Origin of the sequence: Streptomyces sp. W1SF4 (assembly GCF_003950035.1) — a bacterium.
Taxonomy (GTDB): domain Bacteria; phylum Actinomycetota; class Actinomycetes; order Streptomycetales; family Streptomycetaceae; genus Streptomyces; species Streptomyces racemochromogenes.
Genome location: NZ_CP034350.1, coordinates 3641781 through 3660920 on the forward strand (window position 1 = coordinate 3641781; position 19140 = coordinate 3660920).

Genomic DNA, 19140 nt, shown 5'->3' on the forward strand with positions numbered 1-19140 from the left:
CGGTACGAATTCAGCCGCGACGGTAGGCGCGGGTTGCGCCGATGCGGCGGCGCCGGGATGAACGATGGATGAACCCGGCCCGGCGGAGGGGTAGTTCGGCAGCGGCTTCCGGTTGGGTGGGAGGGCGGGCGCCACGAAAGGCGCCCCTGCCGAAGTTCCAGCCAAGGGGCCGATAACCTTACGTGTCCACTCTGGGCAGGGATCAACCGCGCAGCACGGACAAATGACGCACGCACTCATGCGAAAGGCCTGGCCCATGGGTATTCGGAGCTTGTTGCGCAAGGTGTTCGGACGGACTGCGGAGCCGGTCCCCGAGACGTCGGACGCCCCTTCGGCGGCGGCCCTTCCGAACCAGGCCGAACGGACCCCCCTGGACGCGGCCGCCGAACTGGTGGCGGCGTCCTTCGACAACCCGACGGTCCCGCCGCAGTCCGCGCCGCGCGACCGTGAGCCGGGGACGGTGCTCACCGCCGCCCCGGCGCCGGCGGCGGACCCGACGGTCCCGGAGGCCCGCCGTCCGCTGTCACCGGCGGCCTCGGAGGGCCCGGGCGACCCCGCCACCGCCGTACCGCCCCAGCCGACCGCCGCCGACGCCGCTGCCGCTGCCGCGGAGGACACGGAGCCGGAGGCCGAGGCCCCCGAGCCCGGCCCGCGGGCCCAGCCCACCCCGGAGCCGGAGGCCGCCCCCACCGCCGAGGCGGAGCCGCTCGCCCAGCCCGAGGCCACCGCCGATGCGGAGCCGGAGGCAGAGCCGTCCGCCCACGCCGAGGCCACCGGCGAGCCGAAGCCGGAGCCGGAGGCAGAGCCGTCCGCCCACGCCGAGGCCACCCCGGAGCCGGAGGCCGAAACCGAGGCCACCCCGGCCCCCACCGCCGAGGCAGAGCCGGAGACGGAGCCGTCCGCCCACGCCGAGGCCACCCCGGAGCCGGAGGCCGAAACCGAGGCCACCCCGGCCCCCACCGCCGAGGCAGAGCCGGAGACGGAGCCGTCCGCCCACGCCGAGGCCACCCCGGAGCCGGAGGCCGAAACCGAGGCCACCCCGGCCCCCACCGCCGAGGCAGAGCCGGAGACGGAGCCGTCCGCCCACGCCGAGGCCGCCCTCGAGCCGGAGGCCGCCGCCGCGCCGGAGACGGACGCCGGACCCGCCGCAGAGCCGGAGCCCGAGGCCCAGGCCGCCACCGCGGCCACCGAAGAGCCCGCGCCGCAGGCGCAGGACGAACCCGTCGCCGCCCAGGCCGAGCCGGAGACCGCCGCGCAGCCCGAGGCCCAGGCGGCCCCCGCCGCCGAAGAGCCCGCACCGCAGGCGCAGGAGGAGCCGGCCGCCGAGGCCGAGCCCGCCGCCGCGGAGCCGAAGGCCGAGACGGCCGAGCCCGCCGCCCCGGAGCCGGAGGCCCAGACGGCCGAGCCCGCCGCCCCGGAGCCGGAGGCCCAGACGGCCGAGCCCGTCGCCGCACTGGCCGAGGCGGAGCCGGAGACCGAGGAAGCGTCGCCGCAGGCGGACGGCCCCGCCGTCGCCGCGGCAGCGGTCCGGCGGCGGGCCGCCGGCGTCGCCGGGGCGTACAAGGCCGCCGGGCAGGTGCTGCGGGCCAAGGGGAAGACCGGGGCCCGCGCCAAGGTGTACCTCGTACTGGACCGCTCCGGCTCCATGCGCGGGTTCTACAAGGACGGCAGCGCCCAGCACCTCGCCGACCACGCCCTCGCCCTGGCCGCGCACCTGGACGAGGAGGCCACCGTCCACACGGTGTTCTTCTCCACCGAGCTCGACGGCACCGCCGACCTGACCCTCGACACCCACGACGCGACCTGGGTCGAGGCCCGCCACGCCGAGCTCGGCCGGATGGGCCGCACCAGCTACCACGTGGCCGTCGAGGCGGTAGTCGAGCGCTACCAGAAGGACGGCGGCGAGGGCCCGGCCCTGGTCGTCTTCCAGACGGACGGCGCCCCCGACAACGTCCGCCCCGCCCGCCAGGCGATCACCGACGCGGCGGCCGCCGCCCCCGGCGTCCACTGGCAGTTCGTCGCGTTCGGCGACCACGACGCCAAGGCCTTCGACTTCCTGCGCAAGCTGGACGCCGAGAACGCCGGCTTCTTCCACGCCGGCCCGGCCCCCGCGGAGCTGACCTCCGCCGCCCTCCTCAAGGGCATCCTCGACCGGTTCTGACCGCGCGGCGCAACGCCGGCAGGCGCGACGACGAAGGGCCCGGGATCCGCGAGGATCCCGGGCCCTTCCCGCTACAGCAGCGGCAGCGGCAGCGGCAGCGGCAGCGGCTACGGCAGCGTCAGCGCGCGGCGTCCGGGTGGACCGCCTCCGCGACCGGCTTCGCCTCAGCGGCCTTCGTCTCGACCGGCTTGCGCAGGGCGATGTTCAGCTCGCGCAGGCGGGACTCCTCCAGCACCGTCGGCGCGCCCATCATCAGGTCCTGGGCGTTGCCGTTCAGCGGGAAGGCGATGGTCTCGCGGATGTTCGGCTCGTCGGCCAGCAGCATCACGATGCGGTCCACGCCCGGGGCGATGCCGCCGTGCGGCGGGGCGCCGAGGCGGAAGGCGCGCAGCATGCCGGCGAACTCGCGCTCGACGGTCTCGGCCTCGTAACCGGCGATCTCGAAGGCCTTCAGCATGACCTCGGGCTCGTGGTTGCGGATGGCGCCGGAGGACAGCTCGATGCCGTTGCAGACGATGTCGTACTGCCAGGCCAGGATGTCGAGCGGGTCCTTCTCCTCCAGGTCCTTCATGCCGCCCTGCGGCATCGAGAAGGGGTTGTGCGAGAAGTCGATCCTGCCGGTCTCCTCGTCCTTCTCGTACATCGGGAAGTCGACGATCCAGCAGAAGCGGAAGACGTTCTCCTCGAACTGGCCCGCGCGCTTGGCGGCCTCGACCCGGACCGGGCCCATGATCTTGGAGACCTCGTCGAACTCGCCCGCGCCGAAGAACACCGCGTGCCCGGCCGCCAGGCCCAGGCGCTCGGTGAGGACCTTGACGTTCTCCTCGGTGAGGAACTTGGCGATCGGGCCGGTCAGCGAACCGTCCTCGCCGACGCGGACCCACGCCAGGCCCTTGGCGCCCAGGGAGATCGCGTACTCGCCGAGGCCGTCGAAGAACTTTCGCGGCTGCGCGGCGGTGTCCGGGACGGCCAGCGCACGGACGTGCTTGCCGGCGAACGCCTTGAACTCCGAGCCCTCGAACACGTCGGTGATGTCGACGAGCTCCAGCTTCGCGCGCAGGTCGGGCTTGTCGTTGCCGTACTTCAGCATCGACTCGCGGAACGGGATCCGCGGGAACGGCGAGGTGACCGGGCGGCCGCCGCCGAACTCGGTGAAGAGCTCGGTCATCAGCTTCTCGATCGGCTGGAAGACGTCCTCCTGCTCGACGAAGGACATCTCCACGTCGAGCTGGTAGAACTCGCCCGGCGAACGGTCCGCGCGGGCGTCCTCGTCGCGGAAGCAGGGCGCGATCTGGAAGTAGCGGTCGAAGCCCGAGATCATCAGCAGCTGCTTGAACTGCTGCGGGGCCTGCGGCAGGGCGTAGAACTTGCCCGGGTTCAGGCGGGACGGGACGACGAAGTCACGGGCGCCCTCGGGGGAGGTCGCGGTGAGGATCGGGGTCGCCATCTCGTTGAAGCCGAGGGCCACCATCTTCGAGCGGATGGAGGCGATGACCGCCGAGCGCAGCATGATGTTGCGGTGCATGCGCTCGCGGCGCAGGTCGAGGAAGCGGTACTCCAGGCGGCGCTCCTCGTTCACACCGTCGTCGGTGTTGATCGTGAAGGGCAGCGGGGCGGCCGCGCCGAGCACCTCGACCTCGGCGGCCTCGATCTCGATCTCGCCGGTCGGCAGGTCGGGGTTCACGTTCTCGGTGCCGCGGGAGACGACCTTGCCGTCGATCCGGACGACCGTCTCCTTGGACAGCTTGTCCAGGACGTCGGCGGCCGCGGTGCCGGGGCGGGCGACGAGCTGCGTGATGCCGTAGTGGTCGCGCAGATCGATGAAGAGGATGCCGCCCAGGTCTCGACGATTGTGCAGCCAGCCGCTCAGCCGGACGTCGGTGCCGACGTCAGAGGCACGGAGCTCGCCGCACGTGTGGGACCTGTACCGATGCATCAGTCATCCAGTTCTACGCGATACCAGGGTGGATTCAACCCTCCCAAGGTTACCGTCCGGGCGGGGCACCGCGCGGGCGCGCCCGAGCGGGCTCCCGAAGAGGCACGCCGACGGGATCACCTGTAAAGATGACCGGGTGCGCACCGAGGACGTCCTGGCCGCCATCGCGACGGGCCTGTGGCGATGGGACAACGCCTCCGGGACGGTCACCCTCGACGGCGAGGCCGCCCGGCTGCTCGGCCTGCCCGCCGAGCCCGTCGTGCTGCCCGAGGTCGCGGTGCGCTCCCGCTTCCACCCGGTCGACTGGAACGAGATCAACGGCATCGTCAACCTCGCCGTCGCCGAGGGCACCCTCGCCGAGGCACGGCTGCGGATCATGGACGAGGACGGGCGCGTGCTGCGCACCGTGCGCAGCCGCTCCAAACCCGTGGAGAACCGGACCCCCGAGGGCCGCGTCGACTACGAGCTGATCGGCACCATCCAGGAGATCGCCGAGCCGCAGCCCGGCACCACCGCCGTCCACACCCCGATCACCGGCGACTGGCGGCGCTCCCGCGAGGCGTTCCTGCTCGACGCCGGCCGGGCGCTCGCCGAGGCCCGGTCCACGGCCGAGGTGCTGCGGGTGGCGGCCTCGCTGTCCATGCCGGGCTTCAGCCCCGACGGGCTGGCGGTCTTCGGGGTGGCGGGCGAGAAGCTGTCGGTCATCGGCCACCACGGGCACGCCCCCGGCGACGAGGCCCCCTTCACGGACATGGTCCTGGACACCGCCTACCCGGCCGCCGAGGTCGTCCGCACCGGCCGGGCGATCTACCTGCCCACCCCGGAGGAGTACGAGCGGCGCTTCCCCGCCACCTGGCCGCTCGCCGAGCCCTTCGGCCGGGTCTCCTGGGCCTTCCTGCCGCTGATCGTGGCGGGACGGACCATGGGGGCCTGGATGGCCGCCTTCAAGCAGCCGGTGACCTTCTCGCCCGACGAGCGGTCCGTGCTGACGACGGTCGCCCGGATGCTCGCCCAGGCCCTCCAGCGGGCCGGCGTCGCCGAGTCCGAGCGCGAGCTGACCACCGGACTCCAGCGGTCGATGATGCCGCAGCTCGGGCCCGAGATCCCCGGCATGACCCTCGCGGCGCGCTACGTCCCCACCGGCGGCGGCCTCCAGGTGGGCGGCGACTGGTACGACATGATCCCGCTGCCGTCGGGACGGTTCGCGCTGGTCATCGGGGACGTCCAGGGGCACGACGTACGGGCCGCAGGCCTGATGGGCCAGCTGCGGATCGCGGTACGGGCGTACGCCTCCGAGGGCCACCGGCCCGACGCGGTGCTCTCCCGGGCCTCCCGCTTCCTCGCCGGACTCTGCTCCTCCCAGGAGGAGGAGGCCGGGGCGGAGGCCGGCGAACACGGCCCCGGCGGCGAGTCCGACTACCTCAGCCCCCGCTTCGCGACCTGCCTGTACGTGGAGTGCGACCCGGAGACCGGCACGCTGGAGGTGGCCCGCGCCGGCCACCCCGACCCGGTGGTCCGGATGACGGACGGCACCGTCCTGATGCGGCCCACCGCCGGTGGCCTCCCGCTCGGGATCGTCCCCGACACCGACTACCCGACGACCCGGTTCACCCTGGAGCCCGGCGAGACGATGATGCTGTGCACCGACGGGCTCATCGAGACCGGCGGGCACGACCTCGACACCGGCTGGGCCCGGCTGCGGGCCATCCTGGAGGCCGACGCCGAGACGTACGGGCCCGGCGCCGACCTCACCGCCGGACACCTGGAGCACCTCGCCGACCTGCTGGTCCAGGCCGTGCACGGGCCCTCCTCGCACCACACCACCGGTCCGCTCGCCGACCGCCGCGAGGACGACATAGCCGTGGTGCTGCTCTGCCGCGAGGGCCCCGGCTGCGGCTGCGGGACCGACCGCACGCACCCGGCCCGGCCGGCCCGGCGCACGGTGCTGACCGTCGCCCAGGCCGAACCCGAGCGGATCGCGGGCGCCCGCCGCCAGATCCGGGAGCTGCTGCACGACTGGGCGGACCCGGAGCAGGTGGACTCGGCGGTGCTGATGGTCTCCGAGATGGTGACCAACGTGCTGGTGCACACCGACGGGGACGCCCTGCTGGTCGCGGAGGCGGCCGGCGAGCTGGGCACCCGCCGGCTGCGCGTGGAGGTCGCCGACGGCAGCGACGAGCTGCCGCACAAGCGGCACCCCGGCGAGATGGCCTCCAGCGGGCGTGGCGTGCTGCTGATGGAGATGCTCGCCGACACCTGGGGCGTGGACCCCAGGGGCGCGGGCAAGTCGATCTGGTTCGAGCTGTACGAACGCTCCAAGCCCGCCGACGAGACCGGGTAGCCGCCCTCCCGCAAGCCGAGCCGAAAGGTGGAAACGGCGATGCCGACGCCCCCCCTGCTGCCCGAACCGGCGCGGCGGCTGGCCGCCTGGTGCGCGGTCGTCCTGCTGGTCACCGGCGTGGTCGCCGTCGGGGTGTGGCTCTGCATGGTCTTCAAGACCGCCGTCACCCCGGCCCTGCTCGCCCTCCTCGGCACCGCGCTGCTCGGCCCGCTGCACCGGCGGCTGATCCGGCTGGGCGTCAACCGCTCGCTCGCCGCCGCCCTCACCTGCCTGGCCGTCGTGGCCGTCGTCGGCGGGGCCGCGTACGTGGTGGTCTCCGCGCTCGTCGAGACCGGCGACCAGATCGTCGCCTCACTCAAACAGGCCGGTCAGGACCTCGCCGCGCACTTCGGCGCCGCCGGGACCTCGCTCCAGGACCTGGCCTCCAACGCCAAGGGGCTGCTCGCCAAGTTCGGCGGCACGGCCGCCTCCGGCGTCATCACCGGCCTCAGCGTGGTCGGCGAGGTCCTCGCCGCGGCGGTCCTCGCACTGCTGCTGATGTTCTTCTTCCTGCGGGACTCCGACCGGGCGGCCGGAGCCCTGCGCTCCCTCGCCCCGCGCGCCACCGGCGACACCGTGGAGGCCATGGCCCGCCGCGCCTACCGGGCCGTCGAGGGCTACATGCGCGGCACCACCTTCATCGCCGTGATCGACGCCGTCTGCATCACCGTCGGCCTGCTGGTGCTGCGCGTGCCGGGCGCGGTCGGACTGGGCGCGCTGGTGTTCGTCGGCGCGTACATCCCCTACCTGGGCGCCTTCATCTCCGGCGCGGTCGCCGTCCTGGTCGCCCTCGCCGACCGGGGATGGGTCATCGGGCTGTGGACGCTGGGCGTGGTGCTCGCCGTACAGGTGCTGGAGGGGCACGTCCTCCAGCCCGCGATCCAGAGCCGGACCGTGCAGATGCACCCGGCGGCGGTGCTGCTGGCGCTGACGGCGGGCGCGGGAGTCGCCGGCATCCTCGGCATGCTCCTGGCCGTCCCCCTGACGGCGGCCGTCTCCGGCATCCTCTCGGAACTCCGAAACCGCTACGAGGACGGCCCACAGCCCACCCCCACCCGCCCCGACCAGCCGTAGCCGCGCGGGCCCGAGGGCCCGCGCGCACGACGTCATCAGCCGATCCGCGCCTCGTCGCTCCCGGGGAGGACCTCTCCCGTGAGACGGAGCCGGGCTCCGTCGGCGGCGGTGAAGCTCATGGACACCCCGGTCAACCGGACGACCTCGGTGATGAGGCCGTCGTCGAGGCGGACCAGCTGGCCGGGGACCAGCCAGATCTCGTCGTCGACGCTGAAGTGCACCGACCGGGACTGCCCCGGATCCAGATCGACGTCCCTGATGCCGGCCAGCCGGGTCACCGCGCCGTACAGCGCCAGCTGGCCGAACACGTCACTGGCCGCGGTCTCGACCAGGAGATCGGCCCCGTCGAACGCGTCGGCGTACTCACGTGCCGGGCCGCTCAGAGTCTCCAGCTCCTCGGCAAGCACCACGCAGCGGTACTGATCGCGCTTGAGCGCCAGACCCGGCTCGCAGGCATCGATCGCTTCGGGGCTGAGCCTCCTGCGCAAGCGCGTCCTGCTGGCACCGAGAGCGGCACGCGCCTCGCCGTCGAGAGCCTCCCGGGCACACGCGAGCCGCGACCACTCCGGGCTTGCCAGCAGTGCGGCGGCCAGCTGACGGGCGGTCTCGGCCAGCGCGTGTTCCTGTTGAGGGTCGGCTCCCAGGACCGACGCGGCCGTGGGCGGGCAGGAGCGGAACCGGAAGCCCGCCGCACGTTCCTGGGGATGCCATCCCAGGCGGTAGGTGAACTCGGTGGTGGCCAAAGCAGTGTCGGCCGAGATCTGTGGCGCCGGGATCATCGGATATCCCGGCAGCCTGGACCGGAGCCACGCGATCGTCTGCCGATGCGCCGCCTCGACCCGGTCCGCGGCTCGGACCCAAGCGACCCAGGCCCCCTCGGGGCAGTCCTCCTCGCCACCGGGAAAGGGGAGGGCAAGCGCGTACCTGACCGAGCTGCCGGCCCTCAGCGGCTGGCCACCGATGTTCATGCCTCCGGCTTGCATGCGCTGGAGCCGGCCCCGTACGCCGGCAGACGTGCCGGAGGCGTTGCGGGGGAGCGGGGCCGCGAGTTCCTGCACCACGGCGATCCCGGCCCAGACTTCGGCCTGGCGGGCCACGGCCCGCCAGATGGACTGCGTGCTCAATTGATCTCCCTCTCCCCGGATCACCGCGGACCCCGGGCCCGCGACTGCGCGTTTCAAGAAAGGAACGAGTGGTCACCAGTGAGCGTTTTCACGGCCGAACGCACACGTTCTGCGGCTTCCGCGGCAGCGCCCTTGTTCAGGATCACTTCCACACTGCTGCGCCCTCCGTACCCCCGCGGCGGGGAATCCTCGGCAGACGGCACGGCAGCGGCTCGGACGACGACCTCGGCGTCGGGAACGAAATCGACCGGCCAGTGGTCCCCCCAGGGCCCGGACGCCAGCGGGCCGACCACGGCCCGGAGCCCGGTCGGCCCCAACTGCGCCTCCAGCACACCGCGGTGACCCGGTGGGGACACGGCCGCCAGCAACCGCGAAACGGCGGCGGCCGATCGCGCCGCGTGCTCCTCCAGCATCGTGCACGCCTCCTCGACCGTGCCGCAGCGCGGCGCGGGCAGCACCGGTGGTGTGCGCAGGCGCTCCAGCAGGACCTGCCGCCAGAGGCGTACGGCCACGGCCAGCGGCCCCGCTCCGGGGGCCACCACGGTGCCGGCGGTGGTCCGCAGCAGTGCCCGGGCCGTTGGTTCGTCGATCCAGCCCGCGTCTATGTCCGCGGTACGCAGAGCCACCACGCGCCCGTCACGCATGCGCCACAGGGCCACGCCTTTCGGGGTTCCGGCGTCCAGATGGCCCAGGAGTGAGGCCACCTCGCCGGGCGATCCGTCCGAGAGGGCCCGGTCGTCGAGACCCGACAGGGGTACGGCCGTGAAGGGGAGGTCGCGCACGACCAGTTCAGCAAGTTCGGCTCCGACACCACCGATCTCGGCGGCGAACAACACGCGCTGGTCGTCGCCCTGCCGGAGCCGGGGCGGCAGCGGGACCAGGCGATGGGCGTGTGCGGCGCCGGCCAGGTAGTCGGCGAAGGAGTCGTGCACCGGCACCAGGGTCTGGTCCCAGCCGATCGGGGTGACGAGTCCGCAGCGCCGCGCCGTACTGTCCAGTTCCCGCACGTCGAGCGTGGCGCCGACTGCGCCGAGGCTCCGGGCGCCATGTTCGAGGAGGGCGAACCACTCGAACGGGTCGGCGTGGCGTCGGCCCCGGTCCAGGAGGCCCGCGTACGCCACGCCGAGGATCCTGCTGACCACCGTGATGCCGACCGCCCCGGCCCTTCCCGCCAGACGTTGGACGAACGCCCCGTACAAGCCCGCGCGGTCCGCGAACCGGACTCCCTCCGCGAGCAGCGTCAGCCCCATGGAGAAGAGCAGCGGGCTGTCGGAGGCGTCCCCCAGGGAGCGTTCCAGCCGGGCGAGCACCGTGTGTGCCCCGGGTTCCTCGTCGTCGCCGTCGGCCGGCACCGGCCGCAACGCGGACAGCAAGTCCATCTTCCGGTCCCGGTCCAGGGGAGAGACCTCGTAGCAGGCCGGCTGCACACTGCTCGGCAACGTCGCGCGGAGTGCGGCGACGTCCCGGCCGACGAGGACGACCCTCGCCCCCCGGCCCGCGGCCACCTGGGCCAGCAGTTCGTTCCGCAGTGCCTGGCGCACGTCGTCGGCCACCTCCGACACACCGTCGATCACCAGGGTGACGTCGGAGTCGGACAGGGCCTGGGCACCGGTCGCGAGGGGCATGACCTCGTCCAGCACCGCCGAGAGTCCGTCCGCGACGAGGGTGGTGAGCCGGCCCGGCAGGTAGGCCTCCGCATGAGCGACCACCACGACGCGGCCGCCACGGGCCGCTTCCGTTCGCAGCAGGTCGGCGGCGGTGCTCTTGCCCGTTCCGGTCCGGCCGGCCAGGACCACCGGTCCCGGCCCCTCCAGCAGGGCCGCGACGGGTTCGGAGCGTTCGGGGACCTGGCCGGCGAGCCTGCGGATCGACATCCCGTCCACCGGGCTACGGGCCACCACGGCCGGAATCCTGGAGCCGGGCGACGACGCGGCGGCCGACCTCAGGAAACGGTCTCGGACCGACCCGGGCCATCGCTGGTGGGCGGACTGCTCCGGGGGAACGCCCAGCAGACCGGCGATCGCCCCACGCCGCAGCACGCGGTCGTCCGGATCGACCAGCCCAGCACGTTCGAACAGTTCCAGGAACAGGCGGTCCACCGCGTGCCGGGCCTGCTCGCGTGCGTCGGCCTCCGTGCGGACGTGCGGCAGCATCGCGACGACCTGCCGTTCGGCCTGGGCCAGCAGCGCCCCCGTCGAGCGCTGGTCCTGCCGGATCCGGGCGGTGGCCAGCGCCTCGTACTCCGCCGCGTCGGCCCCTCCGCCGAGCATCCCGGCCAGCGGGCCGAAGTCGCCCGCTCCCGCGGCGTCCAGTGCCTGGGCCACGAGCTCTCCACTCGGCCCGAGACGGCCGTTGGTGACGAATTCGAACGAAGCACCACGCGCGCCCGGCAGCTCCGCCCAACGGCGGAAGACGAGGAGGAGTTCCTGTCGCCCCCAGGTGTTCCGGTCGGTGCGGATCTTCACCTGTGCCGCTCGGCGCAGTGAACCGTCGCGGGCGAACAGTTCGATGTCGACCACGTCGTCAGCGCCTTCCACCCGCACGCTGTCCAGCCCCGGATCGTCGAGGACCTCCAGTGCCGCCAGGACCCCTTGGGCCTGCTGGTAGGCGATGCCTCGAACGGTGTCCACACCTGCCACGCGACCATGCTTGCACGCCGGTCCGACAGCCCGACGGCACTTTCCGCCGCTCTCGTCGCCACCTCCACGAAGCGGCCCCGGACGGGTTGTTGCCCGTCCGGGGTGCTGAGTGCGGTGGGGGTCAGTCCTCTTCGGCCTCGCCGGCGCCGCGGTGGCCCAGTCCCGTCCGGGCGGTGGTGGGGATCCGGCCCAGGCGGCCCGCCTGGAAGTCGTCGAAGGCCTGCTGGAGTTCGTGCCGGGTGTTCATGACGAACGGCCCGTAGTGCGCCATCGGCTCGCGGATGGGGCGGCCGCCGAGCAGGACGATCTCCAGGTCCGGGGTGTGGGAGTCCTGGGACTCGTCCGCGCGGACGGTGAGGGAGCCGCCCTCGCCGAAGACGACCGTCTGCCCGGTGTGGACCGGCCTGCGGTCGGTGCCCACGGTGCCCCGGCCGGCCATGACGTACGCGAGGGCGTTGAAGTCCTCGCGCCACGGCAGGGTGAGCTGCGCGCCCGGGGTGACGGTCGCGTGGATCATCGTGATCGGGGTGTGGGTGATGCCCGGGCCCTCGTGCCCGTCCAGCTCACCGGCGATGACGCGGAGCAGCGCGCCGCCGTCGGGGGTGGTGAGCAGCTTGACCTTGCCGCCGCCGATGTCCTGGTAGCGCGGGGGCATCATCTTGTCCGAGGCCGGGAGGTTCACCCACAGCTGGAGGCCGTGGAAGAGCCCGCCGCTGACGACGAGGTGCTCCGGCGGGGCCTCGATGTGCAGGAGGCCCGAGCCGGCGGTCATCCACTGGGTGTCGCCGTCGTTGATGACTCCGCCGCCGCCGTTGCTGTCCTGGTGGACGAAGGTCCCGTCGAGCAGGTACGTGACGGTCTCGAAGCCGCGGTGCGGGTGCCAGGGGGTGCCCTTCGGCTCGCCCGGCGCGTACTCCACCTCGCCCATCTGGTCCATCATGATGAACGGGTCGAGGTGCTTGTAGTCGATCCCGGCGAAGGCGCGGCGCACCGGGAAGCCCTCGCCCTCGAACCCCCCGGGAGCCGTGGTCACGGCGAGCACCTTGCGGGCGGCGGCCGTCTGGGGCTCGGCCACGCGCGGAAGGGTCAACGGGTTCTCAACAGTCACTGCGGGCATGGTCAGGACCTCCTTCTGCGTCGAGTTTAGTTGAAACTCGAACTTTCTGCCACACCGCACGGAACAGCTCACCCGTCCGGAGCATTCCCGGTCGGGCGCGGACCGTCCCGAGGAGCCGCGGGCGAGCGTTTTCGGACGCTTTCCGCCGCGAACCGGGGTATTTGCCCGTACCTGACAACCCAGGGGGCGGCGGGCGCGGTCTACCGGGGCATGGAGAACAGCACCCCCCGGCCCGACGCCGGCCACGAGACCGACCCCGACCCCGCGGCCGCCCCCGAGCCCTCGTGGAGCGCGCCCGTGTGGCTGCGCGTGCCGGCGGCGGCGCTCGTGATGGCGGCGGTGATGACCGGCGCCGGGTACGCCGTGTACCGGTGGGCGGCCACCGGGCTGCCGATGGAGCCCCTGCCGGGGTCGCCGTGGCCCTACCTCGGCGCGTGGGCGGTGCTGACGTTCCTCGCCGCCCTGCTGCTCCAGTGGGCGACGTCCGGGATCGACTACGACGGCCGCTGGGCCCTGATCGGCGTCCCGTTCTTCGCCGGGATCCGGCTCTGCCTGGCCTACCGCCCCGACCCGGCGCTGCTGTACGCGTACGGGCTCGCGGCCCTGGCGGTGGCGGCCGCGGGCACCGCCCTGTGGCGCCGCCGCCGGGCCGCCGGGGCCGGCGGCCGGGGATAGACGGGGCGGGGGACCTCCCCCGTGGGTCCCCCGCCGCTCCCGATGGTGCGGGAGGGCGGGCCGCTCCGGCGATCCTTTCGGCGGTGCCCGAAAGCTCCAGCGGACCTCCAGCGGGCCTCAAGCAGCCTCAAGCGGCCTCCAGTGGGCCCGCCGGGCCTCCGGAAGGCCTCCCCGCGGGCACCCCACAGGGCGTCCGGCGGCCCGCCCGGGGGGGGCCTCAGCCGCCGTTGCGCAGGAGTTCCGCGCCCAGGCCCGTCACCGAGTGGAGCACCGCCTTCCCGTCCCGCTCGGTGGTGATCAGCCCCGCCGCGCGCAGGGTGCGGGTGTGCTCCGAGACCGACGGGAGGCTGACGTCCAGGTCCCGGGCCAGCTCGCTCGTGGTCCGCTGCTGGACCAGCAGCCGGAGCACCGCCGCCCGGGTCCGCCCCAGCAGCGCGTCCAGCGCGGCCCCCGCCGGCCCGCCGGACGGGGCAGTCTGCACCAGCGGCAGCGGGGTCAGCGCCGGGTACATGAGCAGGGGCCGCCCGCCGGGCCCGTCGGGGCCCTCCGCGAGCAGCGGCCGGCCCGTCCAGAACGGCGACGGCATCAGCAGCAGCCCGCGTCCGCCGAGGCGCACCTCGTACCCGGGCGGCCCGTCGACCTCCAGGACGGTGCCCGACCAGCGGGCCGCCGGGTGGATGCCGGCCAGGCACGCCTTGATGCCGTGGGCGGCCAGGAGCCGGGTGCGCCAGGCCACGTCCGCGCGGAAGGACTGCCGGATGTGGGGCCAGTACGGCGCGATGACCACCTCGTACGCGGAACCGATCGCCCCGCCCAACTGGTCCCAGGCCTCGCGGTCCTGGTCCCACAGGTCGCGCAGCCAGGAGGCCCCGCCGCCGGGGGCGCGGGCGGCGGCGGTGGCCAGCTGGTCGCCGGTGAGCAGCGCGCCGGCCTCGCGGACGGCCGCCAGGCCTTCCTCCAGGGTGGTCGCGTACGGCTCGATGAACTGCGGGTTCTGGCCGTCCGGACGCAGGAGTTCGCGCAGCGGGCCGCGGGCCCGGCCGGGCAGGGCGCGGCAGACGCGGCGGCGCCAGGGCCCGAAGACGGCCGGCTCGTCGGTGCGCTGCCAGGCGACCAGGGCCATGGCGAGCTCGAGCAGCGGCAGCGGCTCGGCGGCGAAGGTGACGTCGAGCAGGTCCTCAGCCGTGAAGTGCACCCTCAGCAACGCCCCTCCACCCCCCGGCGCCGGTCCCGCGCAGACGGGCCGGCCAAGAACAGGTCGGCCGTCCGCGCAGCAACGGCCTAGCCGTACATGCGGCGCATCGCGAAGTCGACCATCTGCTCGACGGCCTTCGCGTCGAAGACCATCCGGTGGTCGCCCTCCATGTCGAGGACGAAGCCGTACCCGGTGGGCAGCAGGTCGATCACCTCGGCGCCGGTGATCACGAAGTACTTGGACTCCTTGCCGGCGTACCGGCGGAGCTCTTTGAGCGTGGTGAACATCGGGATGACCGGGTGCTGCGTGTTGTGCAGGGCCAGGAACCCCGGGGTGTCGCCGCGCGGGCAGTAGACCTTGGACGTCGCGAAGATCTGCTGGAAGTCCTCCGCGGACAGCGACCCGGTGGTGAAGGCCCGTACCGCGTCGGCGAGCGACGGCGGAGAGGGCTCGGGGTAGAGCGGCTGCTCGCCGTACCCGCCGGCCATCTGCTGCGGGGCGGCGTACTGCTGCTGCCCCGCGCTCACGTTCTGGTCGTAGCCGTACATGGACCGAAGCCTACCGAGCGGGCCCCGCCCCCAGGCACCCTCCAGGGATTCCCGCTTGATGCTGGTCACAGTGGTCAACTGAGGGTTGATTCTTATTACCGGCGGGTAGCATCATGACGTTACCGATTGGTATGTACGAGGAACCTGTCTCCCCGAGCCTTAACGGAGCCGTCGCCATGGGGCACTACAAGTCGAATCTCCGCGACATCGAGTTCAACCTCTTCGAGGTGCTCGGCCGCGACAAGCTGTACGGCACCGGCCCGTTCGGCGAGATGGACACCGAGACCGCCAAGAGCATCCTGTCCGAGATCGCCCGCCTCGCGGAGAACGAGCTCGCGGAGTCCTTCGCGGACGCCGACCGCAACCCGCCGGTCTTCGACCCGGCCACCAACACCGCCCCGGTCCCGGCCTCCTTCAAGAAGTCCTACGAGGCCTTCATGGACTCGGAGTACTGGCGCCTGGGCCTGCCCGAGGAGATCGGCGGCACCACCTCGCCCCGCTCCCTCATCTGGGCGTACGCGGAGCTGCTCCTCGGCTCCAACCCGGCCATCTGGATGTACTCCTCCGGCCCGGCCTTCGCGGGCGTCCTCCACGAGGAGGGCAACGAGGCCCAGAAGCGCATCGCGCAGATCGCCGTCGAGAAGCGCTGGGGCTCCACCATGGTCCTCACCGAGCCGGACGCCGGCTCGGACGTGGGCGCCGGCCGCACCAAGGCCGTCCAGCAGGAGGACGGCTCCTGGCACATCGAGGGCGTGAAGCGCTTCATCACCTCCGGTGAGCACGACATGGAGGAGAACATCCTCCACTACGTCCTCGCCCGCCCCGAGGGCCACGGCCCGGGCACCAAGGGCCTGTCCCTCTTCCTCGTCCCGAAGTTCCACTTCGACTGGGAGACCGGCGAGCTGGGCGAGCGCAACGGCGTCTACGCCACCAACGTCGAGCACAAGATGGGCCTCAAGGCCTCCAACACGTGCGAGATGACCTTCGGCGACCAGCACCCCGCCAAGGGCTGGCTGATCGGCGACAAGCACGACGGCATCCGCCAGATGTTCATGATCATCGAGTTCGCCCGCATGATGGTCGGCACGAAGGCCATCGCGACGCTCTCCACGGGCTACCTGAACGCCCTGGAGTACGCCAAGGAGCGCGTGCAGGGCCCCGACCTCGCGAACTTCATGGACAAGACCGCGCCCAAGGTCACCATCACGCACCACCCCGACGTGCGCCGCTCGCTGATGACGCAGAAGGCCTACGCCGAGGGCATGCGCGCCCTGGTGCTCTACACGGCCTCCGTCCAGGACGAGATCGCCCTCAAGCAGGCCGCCGGTGAGGACGCCTCCGCCGAGATCGGCCTCAACGACCTGCTCCTGCCGATCGTCAAGGGCTACGGCTCGGAGAAGTCCTACGAGCAGCTCGCCCAGTCCCTGCAGACCTTCGGCGGCTCCGGCTACCTGCAGGAGTACCCGATCGAGCAGTACATCCGCGACGCCAAGATCGACACCCTCTACGAGGGCACCACGGCCATCCAGGGCCAGGACTTCTTCTTCCGGAAGATCGTCCGCGACCAGGGCGCCTCGCTGAACATCCTCTCCGAGACGATCAAGAAGTTCCTCGCCGAGGGCCCCGGCGGCGAGGACCTCGCCCCCGCCCGCGACGCCCTCGCCAAGGCCGCCGTGGACCTGGAGGCCATCGTCGGCCAGATGATCGTCGACCTCACCGCCACCGGCGAGGACGTCAAGAACATCTACAAGGTCGGCCAGAACACCACCCGCCTGCTCATGGCCTCCGGTGACGTCGTCGTCGGCTACCTGCTGCTGCGCGGTGCCGCCGTGGCCGCCGGCAAGCTGGAGGGCGCCTCCGCCAAGGACGCCGCCTTCTACACCGGCAAGATCGCCGCCGCGAAGTTCTTCGCCGGCCAGGTCCTGCCCGGCGTCTCGGTCCAGCGCGCGCTGGCCGAGGCCGTCGACAACTCCCTCATGGACCTCGACGAGGCCGCCTTCTAAGGCACGCCGCCTCGCCGACACCAGACGTACGCGGTGTACGTACGCACAGTGGCCGGACCCTCCCTGGCGGGGGTCCGGCCACTGCTGTCGGGCCGTTTCGGCCGTTGTCGGTGGTTCGTGGCACGCTCGTAGACATGAGTCCACAGGAGCAGCACGGCAGCAGGGGGTATTCCGTCCCCACGGGGCGCCCGTACGCCCTCAAGGAGCTCCAGGCCAACGTGGGCGCGCTCGGCGACCGGATCAAGGAGCTCTACGACGGCGCCCACCCCGCCGAGTACGACCCGGTGGCCGACGCCCTGTACGTGGCCTTCCAGACGGCGGCGGGCCTGGCCCCCGCCAAGAGCTACACCGGCTGCCCCGAGCACCCCAACGGCGCCCTCGACCCCGAGGCGCCCGAAGGCTGGGGCCGCTGCCTCATCTGCAACGACCGCCGCCGCCTCGGCCGGCGCCTGCAGGGCGGCCGGCCCGCGGGCCCCGCCCCCGCGGGCGAGCAGCGGCGCCTCGGGTACCCCGTGCCCGACCCCCCGTACACCCTCGACGTCCTGCGCCACTACCTGCGCGTGATCGACGAGCAGCGCTTCCACCTCACGCTCGGCTCCCCCGACCAGGACTTCGTGCGCATCGCGGACGACCTCCACCGGGCCTTCATCGTGGCCCGGGAGCTGTCGCGGCCGCGCAACGCGTCCGGATGCTCCGAGCACCCCGGCGCGCCGATCGACCCCGATGCCCCGCCGGGCGAGGCCTGTATCTTCTGCGCCGGACGCAAGAGACGCGCGCAGCGCCCGCCGCAGACCCCCGAGATGCTCCCCCGCATCCGCCGGGGCGAGCGCAGACAACTGCACCGCAGATTCGAGCGTCCGCCGGGCTGAGAACGACGGGACCGCGGGGCAAACCCCCCGTGTCCTCGACCTTTCGGCTATCCGCCGCAGTCCGGCCAAGGCGAACACGACCGTCGTTAAGGTGAACCACATGAGCTCTCCCGCCCGCTTCGACCGCGGCCACACCGACGATCTGATGACCTACCTGACGGCCAGTCCGTCGCCGTACCACGCAGTGGCGAACGCGGCGGAGCGGCTGGAGAAGGCGGGCTTCAGGCAGCTGTCGGAATCGGACGCCTGGGACTCGGGCACGGGGGGCAGGTTCGTCCTGCGCGGCGGCGCGCTCATCGCCTGGTACGTGCCCGAGGGCGCGGCCGCCCACACCCCCTTCCGGATCATCGGCGCCCACACCGACTCCCCCAACCTGCGGGTCAAGCCCGTACCCGACACCGGCTCGCAGGGCTGGCGCCAGGTCGCCGTGGAGATCTACGGCGGGACCCTGCTCAACACCTGGCTCGACCGCGACCTCGGCCTCGCCGGCCGGCTGACCCTGCGCGACGGCACCGAGCGCCTGGTGAACGTGGACCGCGCCCTGCTGCGCGTCCCGCAGCTCGCCGTGCACCTGGACCGCTCCGTCAACACGGACGGCCTCAAGCTCGACAAGCAGCGGCACATGCAGCCGATCTGGGGCCTGGGCGAGGCCCGCGAGGGCGACCTCATCGCCTTCCTGGAGGAGGAAGAGGACCTGCCGCAGGGCTCGGTGGCCGGCTGGGACCTGATGGTCCACTCGATCGAGCCGCCCGCCTACCTGGGCCGCGACCGCGAACTGCTGGCCGGTCCGCGCATGGACAACCTGCTGTCGGTGCACGCCGGCGTCGCCGCCCTCGCCGCGGTGTCCGCCTCCGAGGGCCTGGACCACATCCCGGTCCTGGCCGCCTTCGACCACGAGGAGAACGGCTCCCAGTCGGACACCGGCGCCGACGGCCCCCTGCTGGGCAACGTGCTGGAACGTTCAGTCTTCTCGCGCGGCGGCACGTACGAGGACAAGGCCCGCGCCTTCGCCGCCACCATCTGCCTCTCCTCGGACACCGGACACGCGGTCCACCCCAACTACGCGGAGCGGCACGACCCTTCGCACCACCCGCGCGTCAACGGCGGCCCCATCCTGAAGGTCAACGTCAACCAGCGCTACGCCACCGACGGCAGCGGCCGCGCGGTGTTCGCCGCGGCCTGCGAGCGGGCCGGGGTGCCGTGGCAGACCTTCGTCTCCAACAACTCCATGCCGTGCGGCACGACGATCGGCCCGATCACCGCCGCCCGCCACGGCATCCAGACCGTCGACATCGGCGTGGCGATCCTGTCGATGCACTCGGCCCGCGAACTCTGCGGCTCCGACGACCCGTTCCTCCTCGCGAACGCCCTGCTGGCGTTCCTGGAGGGCTGAGCGGCAACGCCCGGCCCTCCGGGAGC

13 protein-coding genes are annotated in these 19140 nt (G+C 72.9%); 7 read left to right on the forward strand and 6 right to left on the reverse strand.

Annotated elements, in window-relative coordinates; genetic code table 11:
• Positions 1 to 256: 256 nt before the first annotated feature.
• Positions 257 to 2161 (forward strand): VWA domain-containing protein, encoded by a 1905-nt coding sequence (locus tag D1J60_RS16975; protein ID WP_125821666.1) that lies wholly within the window; start codon positions 257 to 259, stop codon positions 2159 to 2161.
• A 118-nt stretch (positions 2162 to 2279) separates the two neighbouring features.
• On the opposite strand, the gene aspS is transcribed toward D1J60_RS16975, so the two are convergent.
• The gene (gene aspS, locus D1J60_RS16980) at positions 2280 to 4097 is read right to left on the reverse strand and encodes an aspartate--tRNA ligase (protein ID WP_125595446.1); all 1818 of its coding nucleotides are present in this window, start codon (positions 4095 to 4097) and stop codon (positions 2280 to 2282) included.
• Between the two features lie 136 nt (positions 4098 to 4233).
• On the opposite strand from aspS, the gene D1J60_RS16985 reads away from it, so the two are divergent.
• Together D1J60_RS16985 and D1J60_RS16990 are read left to right on the forward strand one after the other, a co-directional pair.
• A complete protein-coding gene (locus D1J60_RS16985; RefSeq protein ID WP_125821667.1) occupies positions 4234 to 6438 on the forward strand; it encodes a SpoIIE family protein phosphatase in 2205 nt (734 codons plus the stop codon).
• 39 nt (positions 6439 to 6477) lie between these two features.
• A complete protein-coding gene (locus D1J60_RS16990) occupies positions 6478 to 7551 on the forward strand; it encodes an AI-2E family transporter (RefSeq protein ID WP_125821668.1) in 1074 nt (357 codons plus the stop codon).
• Positions 7552 to 7586: 35 nt separating this feature from the next.
• Here the strand turns inward: D1J60_RS16990 and D1J60_RS16995 are convergent, their stop codons facing one another.
• From D1J60_RS16995 to D1J60_RS17005, 3 genes are all read right to left on the reverse strand, one after another.
• Complete coding sequence (locus D1J60_RS16995; RefSeq protein ID WP_125821669.1) at positions 7587 to 8675, reverse strand: hypothetical protein; 1089 nt, start codon at positions 8673 to 8675, stop codon at positions 7587 to 7589.
• 53 nt (positions 8676 to 8728) lie between these two features.
• A complete protein-coding gene (locus D1J60_RS17000; protein WP_125821670.1) occupies positions 8729 to 11305 on the reverse strand; it encodes an ATP-binding protein in 2577 nt (858 codons plus the stop codon).
• A gap of 130 nt (positions 11306 to 11435) precedes the next feature.
• Positions 11436 to 12431 carry a pirin family protein gene (locus D1J60_RS17005; protein ID WP_125821671.1) on the reverse strand — a complete coding sequence of 332 codons (996 nt, stop codon included), beginning with the start codon at positions 12429 to 12431 and terminating at the stop codon, positions 11436 to 11438.
• Between the two features lie 210 nt (positions 12432 to 12641).
• Between D1J60_RS17005 and D1J60_RS17010 the strand changes: the two genes are divergently transcribed.
• The gene (locus D1J60_RS17010; protein ID WP_125821672.1) at positions 12642 to 13106 is read left to right on the forward strand and encodes a hypothetical protein; all 465 of its coding nucleotides are present in this window, start codon (positions 12642 to 12644) and stop codon (positions 13104 to 13106) included.
• A 217-nt stretch (positions 13107 to 13323) separates the two neighbouring features.
• On the opposite strand, the gene D1J60_RS17015 is transcribed toward D1J60_RS17010, so the two are convergent.
• Together D1J60_RS17015 and D1J60_RS17020 are read right to left on the reverse strand one after the other, a co-directional pair.
• Entirely contained in the window at positions 13324 to 14301 is a 978-nt protein-coding gene (locus D1J60_RS17015; RefSeq protein ID WP_125821673.1) for a winged helix-turn-helix domain-containing protein, read from the reverse strand.
• A gap of 86 nt (positions 14302 to 14387) precedes the next feature.
• The gene (locus tag D1J60_RS17020) at positions 14388 to 14849 is read right to left on the reverse strand and encodes an SseB family protein (protein ID WP_125595452.1); all 462 of its coding nucleotides are present in this window, start codon (positions 14847 to 14849) and stop codon (positions 14388 to 14390) included.
• A 176-nt stretch (positions 14850 to 15025) separates the two neighbouring features.
• Here D1J60_RS17020 and D1J60_RS17025 point away from each other — a divergent pair, with 176 nt between their 5' ends.
• The 3 genes from D1J60_RS17025 to D1J60_RS17035 all read left to right on the forward strand — a co-directional run bounded on the left by D1J60_RS17025 (position 15026) and on the right by D1J60_RS17035 (position 19114).
• The gene (locus tag D1J60_RS17025) at positions 15026 to 16852 is read left to right on the forward strand and encodes an acyl-CoA dehydrogenase (protein WP_125595465.1); all 1827 of its coding nucleotides are present in this window, start codon (positions 15026 to 15028) and stop codon (positions 16850 to 16852) included.
• 134 nt (positions 16853 to 16986) lie between these two features.
• Positions 16987 to 17721 carry a hypothetical protein gene (locus tag D1J60_RS17030; protein ID WP_125595453.1) on the forward strand — a complete coding sequence of 245 codons (735 nt, stop codon included), beginning with the start codon at positions 16987 to 16989 and terminating at the stop codon, positions 17719 to 17721.
• A 100-nt stretch (positions 17722 to 17821) separates the two neighbouring features.
• Positions 17822 to 19114 carry a M18 family aminopeptidase gene (locus D1J60_RS17035; protein ID WP_125595454.1) on the forward strand — a complete coding sequence of 431 codons (1293 nt, stop codon included), beginning with the start codon at positions 17822 to 17824 and terminating at the stop codon, positions 19112 to 19114.
• Positions 19115 to 19140: the final 26 nt, after the last annotated feature.

What these genes read in the sequence shown, in the direction of transcription:
- D1J60_RS16975 (WP_125821666.1), top strand. Translation starts at nt 257, where the DNA reads ATGGGTATTCGGAGCTTGTTGCGCAAGGTGTTCGGACGGACTGCGGAG.
- aspS (WP_125595446.1), bottom strand. Translation starts at nt 4,097, where the DNA reads ATGCATCGGTACAGGTCCCACACGTGCGGCGAGCTCCGTGCCTCTGAC.
- D1J60_RS16990 (WP_125821668.1), top strand. Translation starts at nt 6,478, where the DNA reads ATGCCGACGCCCCCCCTGCTGCCCGAACCGGCGCGGCGGCTGGCCGCC.
- D1J60_RS17005 (WP_125821671.1), bottom strand. Translation starts at nt 12,431, where the DNA reads ATGCCCGCAGTGACTGTTGAGAACCCGTTGACCCTTCCGCGCGTGGCC.
- D1J60_RS17010 (WP_125821672.1), top strand. Translation starts at nt 12,642, where the DNA reads ATGGAGAACAGCACCCCCCGGCCCGACGCCGGCCACGAGACCGACCCC.
- D1J60_RS17020 (WP_125595452.1), bottom strand. Translation starts at nt 14,849, where the DNA reads ATGTACGGCTACGACCAGAACGTGAGCGCGGGGCAGCAGCAGTACGCC.
- D1J60_RS17025 (WP_125595465.1), top strand. Translation starts at nt 15,026, where the DNA reads ATGGGGCACTACAAGTCGAATCTCCGCGACATCGAGTTCAACCTCTTC.
- D1J60_RS17030 (WP_125595453.1), top strand. Translation starts at nt 16,987, where the DNA reads ATGAGTCCACAGGAGCAGCACGGCAGCAGGGGGTATTCCGTCCCCACG.
- D1J60_RS17035 (WP_125595454.1), top strand. Translation starts at nt 17,822, where the DNA reads ATGAGCTCTCCCGCCCGCTTCGACCGCGGCCACACCGACGATCTGATG.